The sequence below is a fragment of the Streptomyces sp. NPDC046931 genome, assembly GCF_040644655.1.
Classification (GTDB): domain Bacteria; phylum Actinomycetota; class Actinomycetes; order Streptomycetales; family Streptomycetaceae; genus Streptomyces.
The window spans coordinates 87,051-100,935 of sequence record NZ_JBEYWX010000003.1; the positions used below are offsets into that span (position 1 = coordinate 87,051).

The following is a 13,885-nucleotide window of genomic DNA, read 5'->3' on the forward strand; positions in this document are numbered from 1 at the left end:
CCGCGCCGAGGAGTCAACTGCCGTGTCGGACCCGATGCGCCCCCGCGCTGCCCTCCGTACCGCCGTGGTCTGGGACGTCCTCAAGGACGCCCTCGACCGCCGCGTCAAGGCGACGGGGCGGGATGTGCTCGACGTCCTCGACACCGGTGGCGGCAGCGGCAACTTCGCCGTGCCCGTGGCCCGCCTCGGCCACCGTGTCACCGTGGTCGACCCCAGCCCGAACGCGCTGTTCGCGCTGGAGCGGCGGGCCGCCGAGGCCGGTGTCGCCGACCGGGTGCGGGGCGTCCAGGGCGACGCCCACGGTCTCTTCGACGTGGTGGAGCCGGGGGGCTACGACGCCGTGCTGTGCCACGGTGTCCTGGAGTACGTGGACGACCCCGCCGAGGGCGTCCGCAACGTGGTCGCCGCGCTGCGATCCGACGGCGTGCTGAGCCTGCTCGCCGCGGGGCTCGGCGGCGCCGTCCTGGCGCGGGCCCTCGCCGGTCACTTCAAGGAGGCCAAGCAGGCGCTCCAGGATCCGGACGGCCGCTGGGGCGAGGGCGACCCCGTGCCTCACCGCTTCACCGCGGAGCAGCTCACCGGGCTCGTCGAGGACTCGGGCCTCGAAGTCGCCGCCGTGCACGGGGTCCGGGTCTTCGCGGACCTCGTGCCCGGCGTCCTGGTGGACACCGAACCCGGCGCCCTCGACGCGCTGCTCAAGCTGGAGGCCGCGGCCGCCGAGGTCCCCGCCTTCCACTCCGTGGCCACGCAACTGCACGTCCTCGGTGAGACCCGGGGTGCGGGCGAGGCCTGAGCCGACTGCCGTGACGCCTCGCTGATCAGCGGCGCGGCGGCGGATGGAGTACGCCACAGGGCCCCCGATCGGGCGGTGCGCGCCGTATGATCGAGGGAGACCGCCCGGCATGACGGGTCGGCCACTGGGGAATGGAAGCCTCAGTGAGCCAGGACGGCCATGACGGATCCCGGTTGGCCAATTGGCGTAGAGGGGCGGGTTTCAAGGGGGCGATTCCCTGCCTATCCTGAAGGGGACCCCCGGTCGCCCCGGCGACTGCACGATGAGGAGGACTCCGTGCCGCTCTCGGAGCACGAGCAGCGAATGCTCGAGCAGATGGAGCGAGCGCTGTACGCCGAAGATCCCAAGTTCGCGACAGCGCTTGAGGGAAGCGGGCTGCGTACGTACACCCGGCGACGGGTCTACCAGGCGGCGGCGGGCTTCCTTGTGGGTATCGCGCTCCTCATGGCGGGAATGGTCGCCAAGCAGATCTGGATCAGCGTGGTGGGTTTCCTCGTCATGCTGGGCTGTGCGGTGCTGGTGGTCACCGGTTGGCGCAAGGTTCCCAAGCCGGGCGAGCAGGCTGCGCCGGGCGCCCGCAGGCCGGTCAGGCAGCGGCGCTCCATGATGGACCGCATCGAACAGCGCTGGCAGCGACGCCGGGACGAACAGGGCCATTAGCCCTCCGGGCCCGAGCCGAAGTCTTCCGTGAGGGGGCGGCCACCATCGGGTGGCCGCCCCCTCACGCATCCCCGAACGACCCCTGACGACGCCCACGCCGTACCGGGCGACCTGGCCGCCTGGTGCTTCCGGGAGCGGTGTGCGGGGCCGGGGTGGGCCGGCCCGGGAGGGCCTTCGGGGCTCGGGTTGCGTGGGCGCCCCACGTCGCGTAGGCCGTGAGTCGTCCGGGAGGCCACGGGGCGTTCCGGCACACGGGCCTCCCATGGCCCCTCGGGTAGTCGGGCCTTCAGCGTCGGGAAACGGGGCTCATCGCCGCCCCAGGGGCTGCCCGGCCCGGCCTGACGCAGTGCTCGGACCAGGGGCCCGGCCTCGCTACGCAGCCCTCGCCAGGCGCTTCGACTAAGGTGCCGACCCACCGAGGCACGCCGACCGGCGGGGGCCGCGCTTGGGTCGTTCCGACCGGTGGGGCGGCCCCCGTGTCAGCGGGCCCCGGGGTCAGCTGTTCCGCGTTGCGAGATGGCCGCGCCGGCCGCTTCCGCAGGCCCCCGTGTCAGCCGCGGCGACGGACGGGACCGCGCCGTCAACGGCCTTCGGGTGCGGGCCGCCGAGCCGGGCGTTCCGCTTCGCGGGACGGTCGCGCCGGCTGCTTCCGCAGGTGGGACGGGCTCGTGTCGGTGGCAGCGACCGGCGGGGTCGCCGTCGGCCGCCTTCGGGTGCGGGCCTCCGAGTCGGCCGTTCCGCTTCGCGGGACGGTCGTGCCGGCTGCTTCCGCAGGTGGGACGGGCTCGTGTTGGCCGCGGCGACCGGCGGGGTCGCGCTGTCGGCCGCCTTCGGGTGCGGGCCTCCGAGTCGGCCGTTCCGCTTCGCGAGACGGTCGCGCCGGCTGCTTCCGCAGGTGGGACGGGCCTGTGTTGGCCGCGGCGACCGGCGGGGTCGCCGTCGGCCGCCTTCGGGTGCGGGCCCCCGAGTCGGCCGCGTGAGCCGCTTCCGCAGGTGGGACGGCCCCGTGTCAGCCGGGGCTGCCCCGCGGGGCAGCCCCGTCAGCCGTCGGGCTGCTCGCCCGACGGGCGGCGTAGCAGGGTCGTCCAGCGGAGCTTGAGGTCCGTCCAGCGGTCGGCGGCCGCCCAGACGACGCGCAGGGCCGAGCGCGGTGCCAGGACCGCGCGGACCCGGGTTCGCAGGCCGGCTCCGGAGCGCAGTGCCGCCCGCACCGTTCCCACATCGTCGACGAGACCGGCCTCGGGGCGCGGCTGCCGGGCGAAGAGCACCTGCTCCACCGCGCCCGCCACCCGGTGGACGGCCGCCGCGGCCGGCTCGTCCAGCCCGCCCAGCCGTACGATCCGCTCGGCGGCCCTGCGGGGGGTCAGGGCGTCGTCCGGCACTATGCCGTAGTCCCACGCCGTGTCGGTGAGCTCGCGCCAGACGGCCAGGGTGTGCCCCATGGCCATCTCCTCCGCCCGGCCCGGGGGCGCCTCGCCCGGCAGAACGCCCACATCCATGTCCCCGGCGTACTGCTCGCCCGGCCCCGAGCTCCGGCCTGGGCGCGTCGGCGACGGGGCCGACGGCGCGTGCAGGCCGGAGGCCAGCCGCAGCGAGCGGCTCCGCAACCGCCACAGCATCGGCGTCAGCGGCACCACCACCAGGGCCAGCCCCAGCAGTGTCCAGGCCAGGATCCGGTACCACGGCGGCCCGTCGTCGTGGGAGACCGTCAGCGCGTCCGAGGACCGGCTCGGGCATCCCTCGAGCTTCCGCAGGGCCGCCGAGCAGCTCTCGCTCGCCGACGGAGCCGTGGACGGCGCCGCCGTCGACGACAGCGACGGCCCCGGCACGACCGGGTTCTGCCCGCTCGGCGTGTCCGACTGCGTGTACGAGGGAGTCGTGCCCCGGTTCGGCGTCGGCTCGAAGCGAGTCCAGCCGACACCCTCGAAGTACAGCTCCGGCCATGCGTGAGCGTCCCGCAGCCCCACCGACATGGATCCGTCCGCCTGCGGGGAACCCGGGGTGAAACCCACCGCGACCCGTGCCGGGATCCCGAGCGTCCGGGCCATCGCGGCCATCGTGAACGAGAAGTGCACGCAGAAGCCCTGCTTGTCCCTCAGAAACCGCGTGATGCCTGCCGGCCCGCTGCCGGCCTGCACGCGGGTGCTGTAGCTGAACCCGCCGTCGACCGCGAAGTAGTCCTGGAGTTTGACCGCCTGCTCGTAGTGGTTGGACGCCCCCGCGGTCACCCTGCGGGCCGTCTGCGCCACGACCGCCGGCAGCGACCTCGGCACCTTGGTGAACTCGCGCTTCAGCGACGGTGACGGCTCCGGTGCCGTGGCCAGCTGCTCCGCGCTCGGCTGCACGATCAGACTCTTGACGTCGTACTGGATGCCGCGCGTGTTCTGCCCGTGGTCGCCGACGAGTGTGCGGCCCACCGGCTCATAGCGCCAGCTGCCCTTGATCTTCACGCTCGTCGCGGGATACGGCATCGGCAGCCAGTCCTGCGCGTACCAGTCCGCCGCCGAGATCCTCGTCTCGATCTCGGTCCGCCGCACACTGCCCGCGAGGCCGGCCGGAGTGGGCAGCCTGTCCGGCACGCCGGTGATGTGCCGCTGGGCCGGCTTCCAGGTCGTGCCGTCGAAGTCGTCCAGGGCGACGATCCGCAGGTACATGTCCTGGGTGTCGTCCGTGTTGGTGCGATAGGCCATGACCTGGCGGTCCTCGTCCACGTTCAGGCTGTCGCGCAGCGAGACCAGGGGGTTGACCGCGGAGATCGTGCTGCCGTTGCCGAGGCCCGCTCCGACTCCGGTGCCGGCGCCGTCCAGCAGGCCGCCCTTGAGCGAGGGCAGCGCCAGCGGCACCACCAGGGCGACGCCCAGCGCGACCACGCCGATGCGCCGTCCGGTGCGCACGGGGGCGACCGCGCCGGCGGAGTCCCGGTCCCGGCCGCGGGCGGCGCCGGCGAAGACCCGCCCCCACTGGGAGAGCCGGTCGCGGCCCTCGGCCAGCAGCAGCATCAGATAGCCGCTCGCGGCGACGAGGAACCACAGCCAGTCGGTGGCGTCGTCGGAGAGACCGGCGGCGACCGAGTACAGCGCGAGCAGCGGGAGTCCGGCCGGGGCCGCCGCGCGGAACGTCACCGCGAGCGCGTCCACCAGCAGTCCGATCAGCAGCACCCCGCCGACGATCATCAACCGGATGCCGGGGGTCAGCGGAGCCGGGATCGCGTACCGCCCCACGTCCTGAGCGCCCGACCGCAGCAACTCCCCGAAGTGGCGGAAGGCGTCGGGGCCGGGGAGGAGGCCGCCGATGGACTGCTCACGAGCGAAGATCAGCGTGAGCAGCATCAGACCGGCGACTGCCTGGCAGGTGATGGTCAGCGGACGCGCCAGCGGCACCCGACGGGCCAGCGCGCCGACCCCGGTCTGCACCGCGACCAGCAGCGCCGCCTGGAAGAGCCAGGTCATCGGGGACACCAGGGGCAGCAGTGCGCAGGACGCGGCCAGCGTCGCCATCGCCGCACACAGCGCCAGCCGGGTCCGCCCGCTCATGACCGTCCCTCCGCACCGCTCATGACGCCCACGCCCGTGCGCTGCCGGTCCGCCTCGCGCCACAGCTCGGCGAGCGGCACACCGCGCGGCACGGTCAGCGCAGTCCAGCCCGCCTCGCGCAGCATCCGCAGCCGTTCCCCGCTGCGGTCCCGGGCGCCCGGCACATCGGTCTCTTCGCGTCCCCAGGTGGCGCCGTCCAGCAGGAAGGCGAGGGCTCCACCGCTGCGTCTGCTCATCTTGGCGGCCACCGCGGCCTGCTCCTCGTCCAGGTCGCCGAAGAAGGCGACCAGCAGTCCCTCGTTCCCGCCGCGCAGCACGTCGTACGCGCGGGACAGGCCCGTGCCGTCCGAATGGTCGATCACGGCGAGCGTGTCCATCATCAGCCCGGCCGCGTCCGCGGACTCCTGGCTGGCGCCCGCGAACCCGTCCGCCCCCTCGCCGGGCAGCGAGCTGCCCGTGTCCGTCAACAGCCGGACGGAGAAGCCCCGTTCGAGCATGTGCACCAGGGTGGACGCGGCGCCCGCGACGGCCCACTCGAAGGCCGAGTCCGGGCCGGCGCCCTGGAAGGCGATGCCCCGGGTGTCCAGCAGCACCGTGCACCTGGCCCGCTGCGGCTGTTCCTCCCGGCGCACCATCAGCTCGCCGTAGCGCGCGGTGGAGCGCCAGTGCACCCGGCGCAGGTCGTCCCCGTGGCGGTAGCCGCGCGGGATCACGTCGTCCTCGCCGGCCAGCGCCAGCGAGCGCTGCCGGCCGTCGCCGTAGCCCGTCGCCTCGCCCATGAGGCGCACGGGCGGCAGCGGCTCCACGCGCGGGATGACCGTCAGGGTGTCGTAGGTCGAGAAGGAGCGGGTCAGTTCGCACAGCCCGAAGGGATCGGTCAGGCGCAACTGGAGCGGGCCCAGCGGATAGCGGCCCCGCAGGTCCGAGCGGACACGGTAGGACACCTCGCGGCGGCCGCCCGGCTCCACCCGGTCCAGCACGAAGCGGGGGCGCGGCCCAAGGACGTAGGGCACCCGGTCCTGGAGCATCAGCAGCCCGGTGGGCAGCCGTGACACGTTGTCCATCCGCAGATGTACGCGGGCCTCGGAACCGGCGGGAACGCGCCCGGGGGACAGGCGACGGTTGCTCGAGACCCGGTATCGCGTGCGGTAGAGCACTGTCGCGCAGACCAGGGGCAGCGTCGCCAGCAGCAGTCCCACCCGCAGCAGATCGCTCTGGCCGAGGACGTAGGCGCAGATCGCGGCCGCGATCCCGGCGGCGAGGAAGGAGCGCCCGCGCGTGGTCAGCCCGGTGAGCGCCGTGTGCAGCCCTCCCCGGTCGTTCTGGCCGCCGGGTGTCGTCCCCCCGTGCGTCATCACAGCCTCCGGGGCGGCTGGCCGTAGCCCCGGCCCATGGTGAGACCGGACTGATGCGGTGCCGCGGGCACCGGGGTGCTCTGCAGGATCTCCTGGACGACCTGCTCCGCCGTCCGGCGGTTGAGCTGGGCCTGCGCGGTGGGCAGCAGGCGGTGGGCCAGGACCGCCACGGCGAGGGCCTGTACGTCGTCCGGCAGGGCGTACTCCCGGCCGGACAGGGCTGCGGATGCCTTCGCCGCGCGCAGCAGGTGCAGGGTGGCGCGTGGCGAGGCGCCGAGTCTGAGCTCGGGGTGCGTGCGGGTGGCGGCGACCAGGTCCACCGCGTAGCGCCGGACCGCCTCGGCGACGTGGACGCCCCGGACGGCCTCGATCAGCTTCACGATGTCGTGGGCGTGCGCCACCGGCTGGAGGTCGTCCAGCGGGTTCACCCCGCCGTGGATGTCGAGCATCTGCAGCTCGGCGTCCGCGCTCGGGTAGCCGATGGAGACGCGGGCCATGAAGCGGTCCCGCTGGGCCTCGGGCAGCGGATAGGTGCCCTCCATCTCCACCGGGTTCTGGGTGGCGACCACCATGAAGGGGCTCGGCAGCTCGTAGGTCTGGCCGTCGATGGTGACCTGGCGCTCCTCCATCGACTCCAGGAGCGCCGACTGGGTCTTGGGGGAGGCCCGGTTGATCTCGTCGCCGATCACGATCTGGGCGAAGATCGCGCCCGGCTTGAACTCGAAGTCCCGGCGCTGCTGGTCCCAGATGGACACGCCCGTGATGTCCGAGGGCAGCAGGTCCGGTGTGAACTGGATGCGCCGCACCGAGCAGTCGATGGAGCGCGCGAGCGCCTTGGCGAGCATCGTCTTGCCGACGCCGGGGACATCCTCGATCAGAAGATGTCCCTCGGCGAGCAGCACGGTCAGTGAAAGCCGTACGACCTCGGGCTTGCCCTCGATCACTCCTTCCACCGAACTGCGGACGCGCTCCACAGTGGCGGTCAGATCAGTAAGGCTCGCTCGATCGTCATAGGTCGTCACCCGGCCCTCCTCGGCCCGTACTTTCTCCGGGCCGTCGCTCTGCGATGCGGACCGGCCCACCCCGAACATGGGCACCACACGGAAAAGGTCCGCGTGACACCACACCCGCATTCTTGTTGCCGTTACCGGTTCGTGTCACTCGGCTGTGGATAACTGGCCGCGATATGTCGGCCTTACGGCCTTTTTGGCCCACCGCAACCGAGCTATTTGTGCGAATGGATGTTCGCGAGCGGCCTGGTGAAGGGACGGAGTGGACGCCGGAACGCTCCCTTAGGCCGGGTCGATCTCGCGCAGCAGACCCGTCTTGACGTCGAATACGAAGCCCCGTATGTCGTCGGTGTGGAGCAGGAACGGGGAGGTGCGCACACGCTGCATCGACTGCCGGACGTCCTGGTCGACGTCGCGGAACGCCTCCACGGCCCAGGCGGGCCGCTGGCCGACCTCCATCTCCAGTTCGTGCCGGAACTCCTCGGTCAGCGATTCCAGACCGCAGCCGGTGTGGTGGATCAGCACGACGCTGCGGGTGCCGAGCGCCCGCTGGCTGATGGTGAGGGAGCGGATCACGTCGTCGGTGACGACGCCGCCCGCATTGCGGATGGTGTGGCAGTCGCCCAGCTCCAGGCCGAGCGCGGCGTGCAGGTCGAGCCGGGCGTCCATGCAGGCCACGACAGCGACCCGGAGCACGGGACGGGCGTCCATCCCGGGATCCGTGAACGCGGCGGCGTAGTGCTGGTTGGCCTCCACGAGGCGATCGGTGACGGTGCCGACTATGGCGCCTTCGGGACCGGCGGGTACGGATTCAGAAGTCGTCATACCCATGACGGTACTGGTCACAGCCGGTCCGGTCCTGCTGTGAGAGTGGACAAAGGACATCACTCTCGCTTGTTGTGACGTAATCCACACAGTTCGTGAACGTTGTGCCGGGCGGGTGAACGTGCGCGCGCCGCCCACCGTGGCGGGCCGGACGGGCGACGCGCAGGCCGGTTGATTGACCGCAACACAGGGTGGACTAAAGTGACGTGAAGTGGGAGGCGAGACGCTCTCCCCGCGGACTGTTCACCCAGGAGACGCCGGCCGTGCGCCGGTTTCTCCCCGCGTGCGCGGCGCGTACGTACGGCTCGGCCTCCTCCGTTCCCGGTCGGCTGACGCTTCCGGCGCCGGCAGGCCACTTCTTCACGGGGGACGTCCCCAGCGTCGCCTGGGGAGGGCGGCCGGCCGGCCGTGCGGACCGGCGCGCCGGATCTGAGAGGCCCCCTTGAGCAAGAGTCGACATGTGCCCGTCATGCTCCGGCAGTGTCTGGACATGCTGGCCCCGGCCCTCGCCGAGCCGGGGGCCGTCGTCGTCGACTGCACCCTCGGGCTCGGCGGCCACAGCGAGGCGCTGCTGACGCGGTTCCCCGAGGCGCGGCTCGTGGGACTCGACCGCGACAAGGAGGCCCTGCGCCTGTCCGGGGAGCGGCTCGCCCCCTTCGGGGAGCGCGCCACGCTGGTGCACGCCGTCTACGACGAACTCCCCGAGGTGCTCGACCGGCTCGGCCTCCCGCGCGTCCAGGGGGTGCTCTTCGATCTCGGCGTCTCCTCCATGCAACTGGACGAGGCGGAACGCGGCTTCGCGTATGCGCAGGACGCCCCGCTGGACATGCGCATGGACCAGACGACGGGCGTCAGCGCCGCCGAGGTCCTCAACACCTACCCGCCGGGCGAACTCGTGCGGATCCTGCGGGCCTACGGTGAGGAGAAGCAGGCCAAGCGGATCGTGGCCGCGATCGTTCGCGAGCGCGAGAGGGAGCCGTTCACCACCAGCGCACGGCTCGTGGAACTGATTCGGGACGCCCTGCCGCAGGCCGCCAAGCGGACCGGCGGCAATCCCGCCAAGCGCACCTTCCAGGCGCTGCGCATCGAGGTCAACGGCGAACTCGCCGTCCTGGAGAGGGCGATCCCCGCCGCCGTGAAGGCCCTCGCCGTCGGTGGGCGGATCGCCGTCCTCTCCTACCACTCGCTCGAAGACCGCCTGGTCAAGCAGGTGTTCGCGGCCGGCGCCGCGAACACCGCGCCCCCCGGGCTCCCGGTCGTCCCCGAACACCACCAGCCCCGGCTCAAGCTCCTCACACGCGGTGCCGAACTTCCCAGCGAGGAGGAGGTCGCCGAGAACCGGCGCGCGGCCCCGGCACGTCTGCGCGGCGCCGAGCGTGTCCGGGAGGACGCCGAGTGAGCCTGACGAAAGGGGTGGGCGAGTGAACGGAACGGCCGCGGGACGCCCGGGCGCGCGGGAGGCTGTGTGAGCAGGGCACCCGAGCTCAAGGGCCGGGCCGCCCGGCTCGCGCGCCTCATCCCGGTCGGCGGTCGCCGCGGCGCCGCCCGTACCCCCTTCGTGCTGCTCGTCGTCCTGCTGCTCGGCGGCGGGCTCATCGGGCTCCTCATGCTGAACTCCGCGCTCAGCGAGGGCGCGTTCAAGCTCGACGACCTTCAGCGGCAGACCAAGAACCTCACCGACGAGGAGCAGGCCCTCCAGCGGGACGTGGACGCCTACGCGGCGCCGGACGCCCTCCAGCGCCGCGCCCGGGAACTCGGCATGGTCCCCGGCGGCGACCCCGCGTTCCTCAACCCCGACGGCACCGTCAAGGGCGTCCCCTCGGCCGCCACCGGGCGGCCCGCGGCCGGTACCGCGGCGCCGCGCCCGCCCGAGGTGCTCAGCCCTTACCCGGACGCCACGGCGCAGCCGTCCCCGGGCACCACGGTGCCGTCCTCCCCGAGTACGCCGGCGCAGCCGTCCCCGGGTACTCCCTCGGCGGCCCGCTCCGCGACCGCGCCCTCCACCCCGCCCGCACGCCCCTCCCCGACTCCCGGCAGGTGACGGAAGTGTCCGACAGGGAACCGCCGCGCCGCCGTGTGCCCGGCCCCGCCCGGCCCGTGCGCCCCGACGCCCGGCGCCGCCCCGGCTCCGGCGCCCGCCCCGGCCCCGGTGCCCGCCCGGCGCGCCGCCCGGCCCCGTCCCGCGGCCCCGCCCCCCACGGCATCCGGCTCGGCAGCCCGCGCCCCCGGCTGCGTCTGGTCGGGCTCGCCCTGACCCTGGTGCTGCTCGTCTTCGCCGTACGGCTGCTCCAGGTGCAGGCCGTGGACGCGAGCGCGTACGCCGCCAAGGCGGACCAGAACCGCTACGTGGGCCGCACCCTGGCCGCCGTACGCGGCGAGATCACCGACCGCGGCGGAGTCGAGCTGGCGACCAGCGTGGACGCGTACGACATCACCGCCGACCCCACGCTGTTCACTCCGGAGGCCACCAGGACGTCCGATGCTCCCGAGCAGGCCGCCGCGCTCCTCGCCCCGATCATCGGCCAGGACACCGCCGAGGTCGCCAGGAAGCTGAGGACCCCGCACACCCGCTACGTCCTCCTCGCCCACCGTCAGACCCCCCAGGTCTGGAACCAGATCAAGGACCTGAAGAACACGTTCGCGGCGAAGGCCGGGACCGACCGGAACACGGTCAACGTGCTCGCCGGCGTCCTCGCCGAGCCCACCAGCAAGCGCGTCTACCCCAACGGCGACCTCGGCGCCGGGGTCCTGGGCTGGGTGAATGCCGATGGCAGGGGCGGGGGCGGCATCGAGCAGCAGCTGAACAGGGAACTGGCCGGCAAGGACGGCAAGATCCGCTACGCCCAGTCGGGCGGCCGGCTGGTGCCGACCGCGGGCTCCGCCGAGACCCCCGCCGTGGCCGGCACCGACGTGGAGCTGACCATCGACCGCGACATCCAGTGGGCCGCCCAGAACGCCATCTCCGAGCAGGTGGGCAAGTCCAAGGCGGACCGCGGATACGTCGTGGTGCAGGACACCCGCACCGGGCAGATCCTGGCCCTGGCGAACGCGCCCGGCTTCGATCCGAACGACCTCTCCAAGGCCAGTCCGGCGGCGCTCGGAAACGCGGCCCTCCAGGACGCCTACGAGCCCGGCTCCACCGCCAAGGTCATGACGATGGCCGCCGTGCTCCAGGAGAACGCCGCCACCCCGACGACGCACGTCACGGTGCCCAACCGGCTGCACCGCGGCGACCGGCTGTTCGCGGACGACGTCGACCACCCGACCTGGTACCTCACCCTCAACGGCGTACTGGCCAAGTCCAGCAACATCGGCACCATCCTGGCGGCCGGCCAGCTCGGCAAGACACAGGAGGAGGCCAACCGGGTCCTCCACTCGTATCTGCGCAAGTTCGGCATCGGCGGCTCCACCGGGCTCGGGTTCCCGGGCGAGACCAAGGGCATCCTCGCGCCGCCCGGCAATTGGTCGACCTCGCAGCAGTACACGATTCCTTTCGGCCAGGGCGTGTCGATCAACGCGGTGCAGGCCGCGTCCGTGTACTCGACCATCGCCAACGGCGGCGTCCGTGTCCGGCCCACCCTGGTGCGCGGCTCCAAGGGCCCGGACGGCCGCTTCACCCCGGCCCCGAAACCCGAGGAGACCAGGGTCGTCAGCGCGAAGACGGCCAAGACCCTCGCCCAGATGCTGGAGTCCGTCGTGGACGACGAGCAGGGAACGGGCATCAAGGCGCGCATCCCCGGGTACCGGGTCGCGGGTAAGACAGGTACGGCCAACCGCGTGGATCCGGCCACCGGCAAGTACCGCGGTTACACGTCCTCCTTCGCGGGGTTCGCCCCCGCGGACAACCCCCGCATCACCGTCTACTGCGCCATCCAGAACGCCACCAAGGGCAGCTACTACGGCGGCCAGATCTGTGGTCCCATCTTCAAGCAGGTCATGGAGTTCGCCCTGAAGACACTCCAGGTCCCGCCGACCGGGTCCGAGGCCGCGAACCTGCCCGTCACGTTCACCCCGTGATCAGCAAGACCGACCAGGAACCAGCTCGTGACAACGATCACTCCCGACCCCGGGAACCGCACCCCGCCTCAGCCCTCACTTCGCTCCACCCCGGGTACGCCCGGTACGCTCACCGCCGTGCCACACGCTGATCAGTCCCAAACCACCCACAAGGCCGCTTCCGTGACATACCCGGGACCGCCGCGACCGGCTCACGTCTCCGCCGTACCCCTGGCGGAGCTCGCCGATCAGCTGGGTGCCACCGCCCCCGAGACCCCGGCCGGCGCGGTCGAGGTCACCGGCATCACCCACGACTCGCGCGCCGTCCGCCCCGGCGACCTGTACGCCGCCCTGCCCGGTGCCCGCCTGCACGGCGCCGACTTTGTCACCCAGGCCGCCGGCCTCGGCGCGGTCGCCGTGCTGACCGACCCGACGGGCGCCGAGCGCGCCGCCGCCACCGGACTGCCGGTCCTGGTGGCCGACGACCCGCGCGCCCGGATGGGCGAGCTGGCGGCCACGATCTACGGCCGTCCGGGCCGCGACCTGCTCCAGATCGGCATCACCGGCACCTCCGGCAAGACCACGACCGCGTACCTCGTCGAGGGCGGTCTGCGAACGGTCCGTTCCACCGGACTGATCGGCACCGTCGAGATGCGCATCGGCGACGAACGCATCAAGTCCGAGCGCACCACCCCGGAAGCCACCGATCTTCAGGCCCTCTTCGCGGTCATGCGGGAGCGCGGGGTCGAGGCCGTCGCCATGGAGGTCTCCAGCCACGCGCTGGTCCTCGGCCGGGTCGACGGCTGTGTCTTCGACATCGCCGTCTTCACCAACCTCAGCCCGGAACACATGGAGTTCCACTCCGACATGGAGGACTACTACCGGGCCAAGGCACAGCTGTTCACCGAGAAACGCAGCCGGCGCGGTGTCGTGAACCTCGACGACGAGTACGGCCGCCGGCTGGTGAAGGAGGCCGGCGTCCCGGTCGTCACCTTCTCGGCCGAGGGCCACCCGGACGCCGACTGGCGGGCCGAGGACGTGCGGATCGGCCCGCTGGACGCCACGTTCACCGTGGTCGGCCCGAAGGAGCAGCGGATCGCGGCGAAGTCGCCGCTGCCCGGTCCCTTCAACGTGGCGAACACCCTCGCCGCGATCGTCGCCCTCGCCGAGGCCGGTCTGGACCCGCAGACCGCCGCCGACGGCGTCGCCGCCGTGCCGGGCGTCCCTGGGCGCCTGGAGCGTGTGGACGCCGGGCAGCCCTACCTCGCGGTCGTGGACTACGCCCACAAGACCGACGCCGTCGAGTCGGTGCTGCGCGCCCTGCGCAAGGTCACCGAGGGGAAGCTGCACGTGGTGCTCGGCTGCGGCGGCGACCGGGACACCACCAAGCGCGCCCCGATGGGGGCCGCCGCCGCCCGGCTCGCGGACACGGCCGTGCTGACCTCCGACAACCCCCGCTCCGAGGATCCCCTCGCGATCCTCGCCACCATGCTCCAGGGCGCGGCGTCCGTGCCCGCGCACGAGCGCGGTGAGGTCCAGGTCTTCGAGGACCGGGCCGCCGCCATCGCCGCCGCCGTCGCACGCGCGCTGCCCGGGGACACCGTGCTGGTCGCGGGCAAGGGCCACGAGCAGGGCCAGGACATCGCCGGGGTGGTCCGTCCGTTCGACGACCGCCAGGTGCTTCGCGAAGCTATCCAGAAGACCCAGGGATGA

At 72.8% G+C, this 13,885-nt stretch carries 10 protein-coding genes; 6 read left to right on the forward strand and 4 right to left on the reverse strand.

Translation table 11 applies throughout. The features are described from left to right. Positions 1-22 precede the first annotated feature (22 nt). Together ABZ876_RS07590 and ABZ876_RS07595 are read left to right on the forward strand one after the other, a co-directional pair. Positions 23-793: a methyltransferase gene (locus tag ABZ876_RS07590; protein ID WP_361775845.1), complete on the forward strand. Its 771-nt coding sequence runs from the start codon at positions 23-25 to the stop codon at positions 791-793. A 276-nt stretch (positions 794-1,069) separates the two neighbouring features. Continuing rightward, on the forward strand, positions 1,070-1,453 hold the full coding sequence (locus tag ABZ876_RS07595) for a DUF3040 domain-containing protein (protein ID WP_361775848.1): 384 nt from the start codon (positions 1,070-1,072) through the stop codon (positions 1,451-1,453). A 1,040-nt stretch (positions 1,454-2,493) separates the two neighbouring features. Here ABZ876_RS07595 and ABZ876_RS07600 read toward each other — a convergent pair. From ABZ876_RS07600 to ABZ876_RS07615, 4 genes are all read right to left on the reverse strand, one after another. Beyond that, a complete protein-coding gene (locus tag ABZ876_RS07600) occupies positions 2,494-4,986 on the reverse strand; it encodes a DUF3488 and transglutaminase-like domain-containing protein (protein ID WP_361775851.1) in 2,493 nt (830 codons plus the stop codon). Further along, positions 4,983-6,341, reverse strand: coding sequence for a DUF58 domain-containing protein (locus tag ABZ876_RS07605; protein WP_361775854.1), 1,359 nt, complete (start codon positions 6,339-6,341; stop codon positions 4,983-4,985). The genes ABZ876_RS07600 and ABZ876_RS07605 overlap by 4 nt, the downstream gene beginning before the upstream one ends. After that, positions 6,341-7,363 carry a MoxR family ATPase gene (locus ABZ876_RS07610; RefSeq protein WP_361775857.1) on the reverse strand — a complete coding sequence of 341 codons (1,023 nt, stop codon included), beginning with the start codon at positions 7,361-7,363 and terminating at the stop codon, positions 6,341-6,343. The genes ABZ876_RS07605 and ABZ876_RS07610 overlap by 1 nt, the downstream gene beginning before the upstream one ends. Before the next feature lie 270 nt (positions 7,364-7,633). Continuing rightward, complete coding sequence (locus ABZ876_RS07615; RefSeq protein ID WP_361775860.1) at positions 7,634-8,176, reverse strand: carbonic anhydrase; 543 nt, start codon at positions 8,174-8,176, stop codon at positions 7,634-7,636. A gap of 442 nt (positions 8,177-8,618) precedes the next feature. Between ABZ876_RS07615 and rsmH the strand changes: the two genes are divergently transcribed. From rsmH to ABZ876_RS07635, 4 genes are all read left to right on the forward strand, one after another. Beyond that, a complete protein-coding gene (gene rsmH / locus ABZ876_RS07620; protein WP_361775863.1) occupies positions 8,619-9,575 on the forward strand; it encodes a 16S rRNA (cytosine(1402)-N(4))-methyltransferase RsmH in 957 nt (318 codons plus the stop codon). A 66-nt stretch (positions 9,576-9,641) separates the two neighbouring features. Then, positions 9,642-10,217, forward strand: coding sequence for a septum formation initiator family protein (locus tag ABZ876_RS07625; protein WP_361775866.1), 576 nt, complete (start codon positions 9,642-9,644; stop codon positions 10,215-10,217). Positions 10,218-10,222: 5 nt separating this feature from the next. Next, positions 10,223-12,193, forward strand: coding sequence for a penicillin-binding transpeptidase domain-containing protein (locus ABZ876_RS07630; RefSeq protein ID WP_361775869.1), 1,971 nt, complete (start codon positions 10,223-10,225; stop codon positions 12,191-12,193). Between the two features lie 162 nt (positions 12,194-12,355). Next, positions 12,356-13,885 carry a UDP-N-acetylmuramoyl-L-alanyl-D-glutamate--2,6-diaminopimelate ligase gene (locus tag ABZ876_RS07635; RefSeq protein WP_361776980.1) on the forward strand — a complete coding sequence of 510 codons (1,530 nt, stop codon included), beginning with the start codon at positions 12,356-12,358 and terminating at the stop codon, positions 13,883-13,885.

Bases quoted from the DNA above. Each gene is read 5' to 3' on its own strand.
- ABZ876_RS07600 (WP_361775851.1), bottom strand. From the start codon at position 4,986: ATGAGCGGGCGGACCCGGCTGGCGCTGTGTGCGGCGATGGCGACGCTG.
- ABZ876_RS07605 (WP_361775854.1), bottom strand. From the start codon at position 6,341: ATGACGCACGGGGGGACGACACCCGGCGGCCAGAACGACCGGGGAGGG.
- ABZ876_RS07615 (WP_361775860.1), bottom strand. From the start codon at position 8,176: ATGACGACTTCTGAATCCGTACCCGCCGGTCCCGAAGGCGCCATAGTC.